Source organism: Stenotrophomonas sp. YJH_SMC_4, from assembly GCF_059371575.1.
In genome coordinates this window covers 1-12,669 of sequence record NZ_JCAFUR010000023.1, presented here as the reverse complement: position 1 = coordinate 12,669, position 12,669 = coordinate 1, and the positions used below count along the sequence as shown (strand labels likewise).

The following is a 12,669-nucleotide window of genomic DNA, read 5'->3' as shown; positions in this document are numbered from 1 at the left end:
AGCAGGGCCGGGTTCGACCAATGGCGAATAGCCGCTATACATAATCGCCCCGCAGTCTCGGCTCGACCGTGCCCCACGCGCGGCATCACCTTGCCACTTGGGAGAGAGGGCAACATGAGCCACCGTACGTTGAAAGCCGTGCGCACACCTTTGGCGGCCTGCCTGTTGGTCGCCCTGGTCGCACCGGGCATGGCGTTCGCCGAGACCGCCAAAGAGAAGGCGCTGGAAGCACGCGTTGCCGAACTGGAACGCCAGGTCCAGCTGCTGCTGTCTTCGCAGCAACAACAACAGACCCAGATCAGCCAGACCCAGCAGGCGGTGACCGAAGTCCGCACGGTGCAGGCCGGGCAGAAGCCGGTCGCCTCGGTGCCGGCCGGCAAGCAGCCGATCCAGGTCACCACCATCACCCCGGGCGCGGCGCCGGGCACCACGGTCAAGATCGGTGGCTTCATCAAGGCCGACTTCCTGGCCACCCAGACCAGTGATGGTCAGCTGGCCGACGACGCCACCGGCCGCTCGCTGTACCTGCCGGGCCAGACCCCGGTGGAAGGCGCCGGCGGCAGCGGCAAGCGTTCGGGCACCGACTTCAACGCCCATGCCAAGTTCTCGCGCTTCAACCTGGGCATCGACAACGTGAGCGAATCGGGCAACAAGGCCGGTGCGTTCTTCGAGATGGACTTCTTCGGCAACTCGCTGGGCAACCAGACCGCCACCAATACCTACGGTGTGACCCTGCGCCACGCCTACATGTACTGGAACAACTGGATGGCCGGCCAGACCTGGTCCAACTTCATGGACGCGGCCGCACTGCCCGAAGCGGTCGACTTCGTCGGCCCCACCGATGGTGTGATCTTCGTGCGCCAGGCCCAGGTGCGCTACACCCAGGGCGGCTTCAGCGTCGCGCTGGAAAACCCGGAAACCACCACCCTCACCGGTACCCGCAACCCGGTCACCGGCGCCTGGACCAACACCAGCGCCAACTCCGACCGTGGCAGCCTGCCTGACCTGACCCTTCGCTATGGCTGGAAGGGTGACTGGGGCACCTTCGGTGTCGGCGGCATCGTCCGTCAGCTGAAGGTCGACAACCAGGCCACCGGCGCCAAGGCCGACAAGGTGGCTGGCGGCCTGACCCTGGGCGGCAAATGGGTGATGGGCGACAGCGATTCGCTGCACTACCAGCTGACCGGCGGCGAAGGCATCGCCCGCTACATCGGTCTGGGCATCACCGCCGACAGCGCCTACGACGTGGCCCGCGACGAGCTCAACCCGACCGGCGTGCTGGCCGGTTACGTGGGCTGGCGGCATGCGTTCTCGCCGAAGCTGCGCACCAACCTGATCTATGCGCGCAGCGACTACGACAACGACAGCATCCTCGGCCCGCTGGTGACCAAGAGCGTGCAGAGCATCCGCGGCAACATCTTCTACTCGCCGCTGCCCAAGGTCGATATCGGCGCCGAGCTGATGTACGGCCGTCGCGAAGTGGAGAACGGCAACAAGGGTGACATCACCCGATTGCAGTTCACCACGAAATACAGCTTCTAAGAGCGTGCCGGCCAGCGGCCGGCACCTACCGAGATGGGGTGCCGGCCAAGGTCGGCATCTACCGAATTGAGTGCCGACCAACGGTCGGCACCCACCAACAACGATTGCTTCGGAGGGGAAGCGTCCCATGTCCAGTACACCCAGCACCGCACATAAAGCGGGCACCCTGACCAAGGGCCACAAGAAGGTCATCTTCGCCTCGAGCCTCGGCACGGTCTTCGAGTGGTATGACTTCTTCCTGTACGGCTCGCTCGCGGCCATCATCGCCAAGCAGTTCTTCAGCGGCGTCAATGAAACCACGGGCATGATCTTCGCCCTGCTGGCGTTTGCCGCCGGCTTCTTCGTGCGTCCGTTCGGCGCGGCCTTCTTCGGCAGCCTCGGCGACCGCATCGGCCGCAAGTACACCTTCCTGGTCACCATCCTGATCATGGGCATCTCGACCTTCCTGGTCGGCGTGCTGCCCAACTACGCCTCGATCGGTTTCGCCGCACCGGTGATCCTGATCATCCTGCGCCTGGCCCAGGGCCTGGCGATGGGCGGCGAGTACGGCGGTGCCGCCACCTACGTGGCCGAGCACGCGCCGGACGACAAGCGCGGCCTGTACACCAGCTTCATCCAGTGCACCGCCACGCTCGGCCTGTTCATGTCGCTGCTGATCATCCTGGCCTGCCGTTACTTCCTGGGCAATGAAGCCTTCGAAGCCTGGGGCTGGCGCATTCCGTTCCTGGTCTCGATCCTGCTGCTGGGCGTGTCGGTGTGGATCCGCCTGCAGCTGAGCGAGTCGCCGCTGTTCCAGCAGATGAAGTCGGAAGGCAAGGGCTCCAAGACGCCGTTCCGTGACAGCCTGAAGGGCGGCAACCTGAAGCTGATGCTGCTGGTCCTGCTCGGTGCGGCGGCCGGCCAGGCCGTGGTCTGGTACGGCGGCCAGTTCTACGCGCTGTTCTTCCTCAGCAGCATGCTGAAGGTCGATGCCACCACCTCCTACCTGCTGATCGCGGCCGCGCTGGCGCTGGGCGTGCCGTTCTTCATCTTCTTCGGCTGGCTGTCCGACCGCATTGGCCGCAAGAAGATCATCCTGGCCGGCTGCCTGCTGGCGGCCATCACCTACATCCCGATCTTCAAGGGCCTGACCCACTTCGCCAACCCGGCCATCGAAGAAGCGCGTGCATCCTCGCCGGCGCTGGTAGTCGCCGATCCGAACACCTGTTCATTCCAGTTCGATCCGGTGGGCCTGCGCAAGTTCACCAGCTCCTGCGACGTGGCTACCGCCGCGCTGACCAAGGCTGGTGTGCCGTACGACGTACAGCCCGCTGCCGCCGGTTCGCTGGCGATGGTGAACGTGGGCAGCGCCAGCGTCACCTCGTATGAGGCCGCCGGCCTGACCAAGGAAGAAGGCAAGGCCAAGGCTGACGCGTTCGGTGCGGAACTGAAGACCGCCCTGACCACCGCCGGCTACCCGGCCAAGGCCGATGGCGCCCGCATCAACATCGCCGGCACCATCTTCATGCTGTGGCTGCTGGTGCTGTACGTGACCATGGTCTACGGCCCGATCGCCGCTTACCTGGTCGAACTGTTCCCGACCCGCATCCGCTACACCTCGATGTCGCTGCCGTACCACATCGGCAACGGCTGGTTCGGTGGCTTCCTGCCGGCGATCTCGTTCGCGCTGGTGGCCGGTACCGGCAACCTCTACTACGGCCTGTGGTACCCCATCATCATCGCGCTGATGTCGGTGGTGATCGGCGGCCTGTTCCTGCGTGAGACCAAGGACGTGGATATCACCAAGTAACCGGTGTGCCGACCAACGGTCGGCACCCACCGGGTTTCAGGGGCCGCGGTGCAGACCGCGGCCTTTCTGTTTGTGGGGCGTGCCCACTCGGCTCGCAATCCGGTAGTGCCGGCCGCTGGCCGGCAACGGCTTTATGTCCGCGGAGATTCATGAGGTTGCCGGCCAGCGGCCGGCACTACCATTGGGTTGCGCAGCACCCCGTATAGTCGGCCCATGACCACCACTACGCCGGAAGACCTTCCCGCCCTCCTGCACACCCTGCGCAGCGCCTGGCAGTCGCAGCGCCCTTCGCCCGACCAGCGCGAAGCTGACCTGCGCCGCCTGCGCGAGGCGTTGAAGCCACGCCTGGACGAAATGGCGCAGGCCATCGCCGAGGACTTTGGCCATCGCGCCCACGTGGAATCGAAGCTGGCCGATGGCATGAGCGTGCTGTCGGCCATCGATCACCTGCGCCGCCACCTGCGGCGCTGGTCGAAGCCGCAGCGGGTCGGTGCAGGCTGGAAGCTGTGGCCGGCGCGTGCGCAGCTGCGGCCGACGCCGCTGGGCGTGGTCGGGGTGATCTCGCCCTGGAACTACCCGGTTACGCTGGCGCTGGTGCCGCTGGCCACCGCGATTGCCGCCGGCAACCATGTGTTGCTGAAGCCCTCGGAACACACACCACGCACCAGTGCATTCCTGGCCGATCTGCTGGCCAGTGTGTTCCCGCCCGATCGCGTGGCGGTGGTGCAGGGCGGGGCGGATGTGGCGGCGGCGGTGTCCTCGCTGCCGCTGGACCATCTGCTGTTCACCGGCTCGACGGCCGTCGGTCGCAAGGTGATGGCGGCCGCCGCCGAGCATCTGGTGCCGGTCACGCTGGAGCTGGGCGGCAAGTCGCCGGCGATTGTCTGCCGCGATTTCCCGCTGGACAAAGCCGCCGCGCGGCTCGCCACCGGGAAATGGTTCAACGCCGGGCAGACCTGCATCGCGCCGGATTACGTGCTGATCGACACCGTGCGCCAGCGCGAGTTCGTACAGGCGCTGCAGCAGCAGGTGCGCGAGCGCTATGGCGACTTCAGCGATGCCGACGACTACACCCGCATCATCAATGAAGGCCAGTACCGGCGCCTGCAGGGCTATCTGGCACAGGCGCGCGAACGCGGCGTGCCGGTGATTCCGCTGGCGCAGGTGGATGAGGCGCGCGCCGACCGCGAGCGCCTGCTGGTGCCGACCGTGGTGCTGGACCCGCCGGACGACCTGGACCTGATGCGCGAGGAGATCTTCGGGCCGATCCTGCCGGTGCGGGCCTATCCGGATCTGGATGCCGCGCTGGCCGACGTGCTGTCCCGCGACCGGCCGTTGGCGCTGTATCCCTTCAGCCATGACCGGGCCACGGTGGAGCGCATCCTCGGCCAGGTGGTGGCCGGTGGGGTGACGGTGAATGACACGCTGCTGCACTTCGCCGCCGATGGCCTGCCGTTTGGCGGGGTCGGGGCCAGCGGCATGGGCGCGTACCACGGCCGCGCCGGGTTCGATGCGATGAGCAAGCGGCTGCCGGTGCTGTGGCAGTCGCGCTGGGCGGCCAGCGACCGGCTGCGGCCGCCGTATTCGAAGATTGCGGGGTTGTTGAAGCTTCTGCTTCGGTAGTGCCGGCCGCTGGCCGGCAACCGCATGGACCGTCGGCAAGACCCTGCAGTTGCCGGCCAGCGGCCGGCACTACCGGTGGGTGCCCACCTGGGGTGGCACGCGTGCCAAGCGCACCCGGGTAGAATGCCTGCATGAAGATCGCCTCGTGGAACGTCAATTCGCTCAATGTCCGCCTGCCGCACCTGGAGCAGTGGCTCAGGGAGTTCGGCCCGGACATCGTCGGTATCCAGGAAACCAAGCTGGAGGACCACAAGTTCCCCGATTCGGCGCTGATCGCCGCCGGCTACCGCAGCGTGTTCGCCGGCCAGAAGACCTACAACGGCGTTGCGCTGCTGTCGCGTGAGCCGGCGCAGGACGTGCAGATCGGCATTCCCGGCTTCGAGGACGAACAGAAGCGCGTCATAGCCGGTACCTTCGGCGACCTGCGGGTGATCAACCTGTACGTGGTCAATGGCCAGGACATCGGCACCGACAAGTACGACTACAAGCTGCGCTGGCTGGAAGCGGTGCATGCCTGGATCGCCGAAGAACTGCAGCGGCATCCGAAGCTGATCGTGATGGGTGACTTCAACATCGCCCCGGACGCGCGCGATGTGCACGACCCGGAGGTGTGGAACGACAACCACATCCTGACCTCCACCGCCGAGCGCGGCGCGCTCAACAAGCTGCTGCAGCTGGGCCTGCACGATGGCTTCCGCCTGCACAACGACGAGGCGGGCACCTTCAGCTGGTGGGATTACCGTGCCGCCGGCTTCCGCCGCAACCTGGGCCTGCGCATCGACCTGACCCTGGTCTCCGATGCGCTGAAGGGCAGCGCGGTGGCCTCGGGCATCGACCGCGAGCCGCGCACCTGGGAACGCCCGAGCGACCATGCGCCGGCCTGGGTGCAGATCGGTTGAACGAACAGGGCCCGACGATTGCCGGGCCCGTTCTGGATCATCTGCCGGCCAGTGGCCGGCACTACCCTCAGATCACCGTATGCTCTTGCGGGTGAACAGGTTGACGATCGCCAGCAGGATCACCGCGCCGATCAGCGAGAACAGGAAGGTGCGGATGGTGATCGCTTCGTTGATGCCGCCGCCGAACAGCCAGCCGGAAATCAGCGCGCCGACGATGCCGACCACGATGTTGAGGATGATGCCCTGCTGGGCATCGCGCTTCATGATGATGCTGGCCAGCCAGCCTACGATGCCGCCGACGATCAGCCAGATGATGATGCCCATGATCGAACCTCCGGTGGGAAACTGTGACCAGTTGACGCGCACGGCCGTGAACCCGTCGTGCAATTGCGTGATGGGCGCGTGCGGATGAGCCTGCCAGCCACCCTCGACGGCCCGTGGCGCTTCGGTCCGGTAACGGTCTGGCGGCGTCCGCACGTGCCGGGCCAGCGCGGTGAACCGCAGGCGCGGCAGGTACTGGCGCAGGCGCTGGGCACCGATCCGCAGACGCTGCCACTGGTCCGTGACGACAAGGGCCGGCCGGAGCTGAGCGGCCCGTTGGCCCACTACGGGACCGGCTGGAGCCACAGCGGTGAGGTGCTGCTGGTGGCGCTGGGCGAAGGCGTGCGGCTGGGCGTGGACCTGGAACTGCTGCGGCCGCGGCCGCGTCTTCTGGAGATCGTGCGGCGCTTCTTCCACCCGCAGGAGGTGGCCTGGCTGGAACGCCTGGACGAGGCCGACCGCGAGCACTGGTTCTTCCGCGTGTGGTGCGTCAAGGAAGCCATCCTGAAGGCGCACGGCCAGGGCATCTCGTTCGGCCTGCACCGCCTGCAGCTGGCGCCGGGGGCCGATGGCGCCCTGCACCTGCGCTGGTGCGACCCGGAACTGGGCGAGGCCGCGCGCTGGCACCTGCACGAATGGCAGGCCACCGGCCAGTTCCGTGCGGCGTTGGCCTGGTATCCGCACTGAAGCGGGGAATCAGCGCGCAAAACCGGCGATAATGGCGGCATGAGCGAACACCCACTTCCCGCCAGCGTGGCTGCCACGCTGGAACAGGGCCTGGCCAGCATGGGCCTGGACGCCGCGCTGGCGCCGCCGCTGCTGCGCTACCTGGCCCTGCTGCACCGCTGGAACGGCACCTACAACCTCACCGCCATCCGCGACCCGCAGGAGATGGTTACCCGCCACCTGCTCGATTCGCTGGCGATGCAGCCGTTCGTGGCTGATGGCAGCCTGGCCGACCTCGGTACCGGCCCCGGGTTGCCCGGCATCCCGCTTGCGATCGCCTGCCCGGGCCTGCAGGTCACCCTGGTGGAGAGCAACGGCAAGAAGGCGCGCTTCATGCGCGAGGCCGTGCGCCAGCTCGGCCTGGGCAACGCCCGCGTGGCCGAATCGCGGGCCGAAGCGCTGGACGAGGCCGGTCGTTACGACCAGCTGACCGCGCGCGCAATGGATACCCTGGCTGGCATCGTCCGCGTCGGTGGCCATCTGCTGCGCCCCGGTGGCGTGCTGCTGGCCATGAAGGGCGTCTACCCGCATGAGGAGATCGCGGAACTGCCGGCTGGCTGGCAGGTGCGTGAGGTGACCCCGCTGAGCGTGCCCGGCCTGGCCGGCGAACGCCACCTGGTCACCGTTACAGGTCCCTGATTCCCGCCGCCAGCCCTTTGTGGAACAACGGGTTGGCGATCCACGATTTCCGCAAGGGGCCGGTTGTACGCATAATGACCGGTCCCAACCATCCGTCGACGAGGCACACCCGCATGGCCCGCATCATCGCCATCGCCAACCAGAAGGGTGGCGTCGGCAAGACCACGACCGCCGTCAACCTGGCCGCTTCCCTGGCCAACGCACCCAAGCGCGTGCTGTTGGTCGACCTGGACTCGCAGGGCAACGCGACCATGGGCAGCGGCGTGGACAAGCGTGAGCTGGCGGCCTCCACCTGCGATCTGCTGCTGGGCGAGAACAGCGCCGCCGATGTGCGCGTGCAGACCGCCGAAGGCTACGACCTGCTGCCGGGCAACATCGACCTGACCGCCGCCGAGATCCAGCTGATGGGCCAGAGCGAGCGCGAGCAGCGCCTGAAGCGCGCACTGGCGCCGATCCGCGACGAGTACGACTACATCCTGATCGATTGCCCGCCGGCGTTGTCGCTGCTGACGCTCAACGCGCTGGCCGCTGCCGATTCGGTGATCGTGCCGATGCAGTGCGAGTACTACGCACTGGAAGGCCTGAGCGCGCTGGTGGAAACCATCGAAGCGCTGCGTACCAGCCTGAACCCGGCGTTGGAGATCGAAGGCGTGCTGCGCACCATGTTCGACGTGCGCAACAACCTGGCCAACGCAGTGTCGGCCGAGCTCACCGAGCACTTCGGCGACCGCGTGTTCCGCACCATCGTGCCGCGCAACGTGCGCCTGGCCGAGGCGCCCAGCCATGGCCAGAGCATCGTCGGCTACGACCGCGCCTCGCGCGGTGGCGTGGCCTACCTGGGCCTGGCCGGCGAGATCATCCGCCGCAACAACGAACGCAACAAGGCCGCCAAGGCCGTGGAGACCGTCTGATGACCAGCAGCAAGCCGGCAGCCAAGAAGCGAGGCCTCGGCCGTGGCCTGGACGCGCTGCTGGGTCCGAAAGGCGCGGTCAGCCAGGTGCAGGCCACCACTGCGGTGATCGAACCGCTGCCGGGTGAAGTGCTGCGCAAGTTGCCGGTCGGCCAGCTGCAGCCGGGCAAGTACCAGCCGCGCCGCGAGATGGACGAGGGCAAGCTCTCCGAGCTGGCCGACTCGATCAAGTCGCAGGGCGTGATCCAGCCGATCCTGGTGCGCCAGCTGCCGGCAGGCAACTACGAAATCGTCGCCGGTGAGCGCCGCTGGCGCGCATCGCAGCTGGCCGGCCTGGACGAAGTGCCGGTGGTGGTGCGCGAGCTGGAAGACCGCACCGTCATCGCGATGGCGCTGATCGAGAACATCCAGCGCGAAGACCTCAACCCGCTGGAAGAAGCCGAGGCGCTGCAGCGCCTGATCAGCGAGTTCACCCTGACCCATGCCGAGGCCGCCGAGGCCGTCGGCCGCTCGCGCGCGGCGGTGTCCAACCTGCTGCGCCTGCTGGAGCTGCCGGTGGCGATCCGCTTGCTGCTGGAAACCCGCCGCCTGGAAATGGGCCACGCCCGCGCGCTGCTGACCCTGGCTCCCGAGCTGGCTGGCAAGCTGGCGCAGGAAGCGGCCGATGAAGGCTGGTCGGTGCGCGAGGTCGAGCGCCGTGCGCAGGCCTTCGCGGCCGGCAAGGTGCCGAGCAACCGCCCGGTGGCGACGCCGAAGGTGCAGCAGGCCGACATCGCCTCGCTGGAAACCGAACTGTCCGAAGCACTGGGTGCCAAGGTGGCGATCAACCACGGCCGGGGCGGCAAGGGCAAGCTGATCATCCACTACACCGACCTGGATACCCTGGACGGCGTGCTGGAAAAGCTGCGTACGCGCCAGGGCTGAGCCCGGCGCAGCGCCAGGGGGTGCGGCCTGTTCCCGCCGCGTCCTGCAGATGACAGGGAACGCACCGCCGCGCGTGCCGGGGATGCACTGCTCTCCGGTCCGTGGCCTCATCCAGGGAACAGGACATGAGCAACGAATACGAGGACGTCAGCCCGGACGGCACCCAGATACTGGTACATCGCCGCGAAAAGGACTTCGTGCCCGCCATCGGCGAAGAACAGCACATCGAGGCGATCAGCGCCCACCTCGAACGCCATCTGGGCCCGGTGTCCGGTGTCTTCCACGAGATCATCTCCGATCTGGTGCACATCGACGTGCACGTGGTGCCGGCCAATGACCACTGCCCGTACCTGCGCCTGGTCACCTCCGGCATGAGCGACCTGCCGATGACCGTGCCCGCCGAGGTGGACGCGGACGTGCCGCGCTACATGGAACTGATGGTGACCCTGCCGGCCGACTGGCCGATCTCCCAGGACGCCTTCGAGGACGAGCGCAATTACTGGCCGGTGCGCCTGCTGAAGGGCATGGCACGGTTGCCGCACGAGTACGACACCTGGCTGGGCTTCGGCCACACCATTCCCAACGGCCATCCCAGCGAGCCCTACGCGCCGGGCGTGGGTTTCGATGGTGCCATCGTGCTGCCGCCGGTGACCGCCCCGGAGGACTTCGCCACGTTGGTGCTGGAGGACGGCAGGACCATCAGCTTCATGAGCCTGGTTCCGCTGTACCCGGAAGAGATGGACCTGAAGCTGAGGAAGGGCGCCGAGGCGCTGCTCGACCGCTTCGATGCGAAGAACATCCAGGACGTGATCGAACCCGGCCGCACCAACGTGGCGAAGAAGCGTTTCGGTTTGTTCTGAGACCGGTAACATCAGGGGCCTGAACTTCGTTTCCAGGCCCCTGTCATGACCATCCTGCTCACCGGCGCTGCCGGCTTCATCGGTGCCTACACCGCCCGCGCGCTGCTGGAGGCCGGCCAGCCCGTGGTCGGCCTGGACAACTTCAACGACTACTATGACCCGCAGATCAAGCGCGACCGCGTGGCTGCGCTGTGCCCGGCGCTGGACCTGCGCACCCTGGACCTGACCGACCAGCAGGGCCTGGCGGCACTGTTCGACGAGGTGAAGCCGACTGCGGTGATCCACCTGGCCGCGCAGGCCGGCGTGCGCTATTCGCTGGAAAACCCGCACGCCTACGTCGACAGCAACCTGGTCGGCTTCGTCAACATGCTCGAACTGTGCCGCCACCGTGGCGTGCAGCACCTGGTGTATGCCTCCAGCAGCTCGGTCTACGGCGATTCGGCCACGCCGCCGTTCTCCGAGGACCAGCGCGTGGACCAGCCGCGCTCGCTGTACGCGGCGACCAAGGCGGCCAACGAGCTGATGGCCTACACCTACGCGCAGCTGTACGGCCTGCATGCCACCGGCCTGCGCTTCTTCACCGTGTATGGCCCGTGGGGCCGGCCGGACATGGCACCGCTGCTGTTCTCGCGCGCGGTGCTGGCCGGGCGGCCGATCGACGTGTTCAACGAGGGCCGCATGCAGCGCGATTTCACACATGTCTCCGACATCGTGTCGGGTATCCTCGGCGCGCTCGCGCATCCGGCCGATGGTCCGGTACCGCACCGGGTGTTCAACCTCGGCAACCATACGCCGGTCGAGCTGGAGCGCTTCATCAGCGTGATCGAGCAGGCCGCCGGTCGCCCCGCGCAGAAGGTCTACAAGCCGATGCAGCCGGGCGACATGGTGCGCACGATGGCCGATACCCGGCGCGCCCATGACGCATTCGGCTTCGACGCGGTGACCCCGATCGAAGAAGGGTTGCCCCCCGTCGTGCAGTGGTGCCGCGAGTATTTTGGCGACCGCGCCTGAGGACGGATCCTCACACAGCCGGATTCATCTTCGGATAACCTCGGCTTCGGAGAATGCGCGGTCTTTGTCCCCCTTTGGCCGAGTGCCTTATGAGCCAACCCGAGCTTTCCGTTGTCGTCCCGGTGTTCAACGAACGCGACAACGTCGCCCCGCTGGTTGCCGAAATCACCGCCGCGCTGCGTGGCCGGCTGCCGTTCGAGATCGTCTACATCGATGATCACTCGCGCGATGACACCCTGGCGGTGCTGCAGGGGCTGAAGGCGACCACGCCGGAACTGCGGGTGCTGCACCACGTGGACCAGAGCGGGCAGAGCACCGCCGTGCGCACCGGTGTCAAGCATGCGCGGGCGCCGTGGATCGCCACCCTGGATGGCGATGGCCAGAACGATCCGGCCGATATCCCCAAGCTGCTGGCCGCGCGCGATGCCGCCGAGGCGCAGGTGAAGCTGTTCGCCGGCTGGCGGGTCAACCGCCAGGACAGCGGCAGCAAGCGCTGGGCCAGCAAGTGGGCCAACGCCATCCGCGCACGCATGCTGCGCGACGATACGCCCGATACCGGCTGCGGAATCAAGCTGTTCGAGCGCAGCGCGTTCCTCGACCTGCCGTACTTCGACCACATGCACCGCTACCTGCCCGCGCTGATGCAGCGTGCCGGCTGGAAGACCACCAGCGTGCCGGTCAACCACCGCCACCGTACCGCCGGCGTGTCCAAGTACAACAACCTGGGCCGTGCACTGGTCGGCATCCGTGACCTGCGCGGCGTGGCGTGGCTGATCACCCGCAGCAAGCGCACCGCAGTGGAGGAGCGTTGATGGACCTGGAGCTGCACTGGCTCGACCAGCCGCTGACCTGGTTGTACTGGACCGGCCTGCATGTGACCGGCTGGAAGCTGATCGGCTATACCGGCGCGCTGATGTTCGGTGGCCGCTGGCTGGTCCAGTTCGTCGCCTCCAAGCGTGCGGGCAAGCCGGTGATCCCGCGGCTGTTCTGGTACATGAGCGTGGTCGGCAGCCTGATGACGCTGAGCTACTTCCTGTTCTCGGCCAAGCAGGACTCGGTGGGCGTACTGCAGAACCTGTTCCCGGCGTTCACCGCGCTGTACAGCCTGCAGCTGGACATCAAGCACCGGGGCTGGAAGCGGGACAAGGCCAGCCATTGAGACTGCGCCGGGATGCGGTCTGCCGTGGGTAGAGTCGACTGTCAGTCGACTTTCGCGCGGAGCGCGGGGTTTGCTGCATATGGCGGAAGAGCAGCCGACTGACAGTCGGCTCTACCACGCGCCTTCGGCGCTGGGGCCCCGGCCTGCGGCCGGTTCCCGGCCCTGCCTGCCGTGGGTAGAGTCGACTGTCAGTCGACTTTCGCGCGGAGCGCGGGGTTTGCTGCATGTGGCGGAAGAGCAGCCGACTGACAGTCGGCTCTACCACG

At 67.2% G+C, this 12,669-nt stretch carries 13 protein-coding genes; 12 read left to right on the top strand and 1 reads right to left on the bottom strand.

Annotation, left to right across the window (positions count from 1 at the left end; genetic code table 11):
- Positions 1-114 precede the first annotated feature (114 nt).
- The 4 genes from AC5P9F_RS18715 to xth all read left to right on the top strand — a co-directional run bounded on the left by AC5P9F_RS18715 (position 115) and on the right by xth (position 5,853).
- Positions 115-1,542, top strand: a complete 1,428-nt coding sequence (locus AC5P9F_RS18715; protein ID WP_005411660.1) for a DcaP family trimeric outer membrane transporter — start codon at positions 115-117, stop codon at positions 1,540-1,542.
- A 127-nt stretch (positions 1,543-1,669) separates the two neighbouring features.
- Positions 1,670-3,331, top strand: coding sequence for an MFS transporter (locus AC5P9F_RS18710; RefSeq protein WP_005411659.1), 1,662 nt, complete (start codon positions 1,670-1,672; stop codon positions 3,329-3,331).
- Positions 3,332-3,544: 213 nt separating this feature from the next.
- Positions 3,545-4,954 carry a coniferyl aldehyde dehydrogenase gene (locus AC5P9F_RS18705; protein WP_262099340.1) on the top strand — a complete coding sequence of 470 codons (1,410 nt, stop codon included), beginning with the start codon at positions 3,545-3,547 and terminating at the stop codon, positions 4,952-4,954.
- Positions 4,955-5,085: 131 nt separating this feature from the next.
- Entirely contained in the window at positions 5,086-5,853 is a 768-nt protein-coding gene (xth, locus tag AC5P9F_RS18700) for an exodeoxyribonuclease III (RefSeq protein ID WP_033835352.1), read from the top strand.
- 72 nt (positions 5,854-5,925) lie between these two features.
- On the opposite strand, the gene AC5P9F_RS18695 is transcribed toward xth, so the two are convergent.
- Positions 5,926-6,177, bottom strand: coding sequence for a GlsB/YeaQ/YmgE family stress response membrane protein (locus tag AC5P9F_RS18695; protein ID WP_005411656.1), 252 nt, complete (start codon positions 6,175-6,177; stop codon positions 5,926-5,928).
- Positions 6,178-6,261: 84 nt separating this feature from the next.
- Here AC5P9F_RS18695 and AC5P9F_RS18690 point away from each other — a divergent pair, with 84 nt between their 5' ends.
- From AC5P9F_RS18690 to AC5P9F_RS18655, 8 genes are all read left to right on the top strand, one after another.
- Positions 6,262-6,861 carry a 4'-phosphopantetheinyl transferase family protein gene (locus AC5P9F_RS18690; protein ID WP_033835351.1) on the top strand — a complete coding sequence of 200 codons (600 nt, stop codon included), beginning with the start codon at positions 6,262-6,264 and terminating at the stop codon, positions 6,859-6,861.
- A gap of 39 nt (positions 6,862-6,900) precedes the next feature.
- Positions 6,901-7,539, top strand: a complete 639-nt coding sequence (rsmG, locus tag AC5P9F_RS18685) for a 16S rRNA (guanine(527)-N(7))-methyltransferase RsmG (RefSeq protein WP_012481632.1) — start codon at positions 6,901-6,903, stop codon at positions 7,537-7,539.
- Positions 7,540-7,652: 113 nt separating this feature from the next.
- Entirely contained in the window at positions 7,653-8,450 is a 798-nt protein-coding gene (locus AC5P9F_RS18680) for a ParA family protein (RefSeq protein WP_005411653.1), read from the top strand.
- On the top strand, positions 8,450-9,373 hold the full coding sequence (locus AC5P9F_RS18675) for a ParB/RepB/Spo0J family partition protein (protein ID WP_005411652.1): 924 nt from the start codon (positions 8,450-8,452) through the stop codon (positions 9,371-9,373). The genes AC5P9F_RS18680 and AC5P9F_RS18675 overlap by 1 nt, the downstream gene beginning before the upstream one ends.
- A 125-nt stretch (positions 9,374-9,498) precedes the next feature.
- Positions 9,499-10,233 carry a suppressor of fused domain protein gene (locus tag AC5P9F_RS18670; protein ID WP_180872489.1) on the top strand — a complete coding sequence of 245 codons (735 nt, stop codon included), beginning with the start codon at positions 9,499-9,501 and terminating at the stop codon, positions 10,231-10,233.
- Between the two features lie 45 nt (positions 10,234-10,278).
- A complete protein-coding gene (locus tag AC5P9F_RS18665) occupies positions 10,279-11,244 on the top strand; it encodes an NAD-dependent epimerase/dehydratase family protein (protein WP_005411650.1) in 966 nt (321 codons plus the stop codon).
- An 89-nt stretch (positions 11,245-11,333) separates the two neighbouring features.
- Positions 11,334-12,056: a glycosyltransferase family 2 protein gene (locus tag AC5P9F_RS18660; protein ID WP_010482377.1), complete on the top strand. Its 723-nt coding sequence runs from the start codon at positions 11,334-11,336 to the stop codon at positions 12,054-12,056.
- Positions 12,056-12,403: a lipid-A-disaccharide synthase N-terminal domain-containing protein gene (locus AC5P9F_RS18655; protein WP_025878793.1), complete on the top strand. Its 348-nt coding sequence runs from the start codon at positions 12,056-12,058 to the stop codon at positions 12,401-12,403. The genes AC5P9F_RS18660 and AC5P9F_RS18655 overlap by 1 nt, the downstream gene beginning before the upstream one ends.
- Positions 12,404-12,669: the final 266 nt, after the last annotated feature.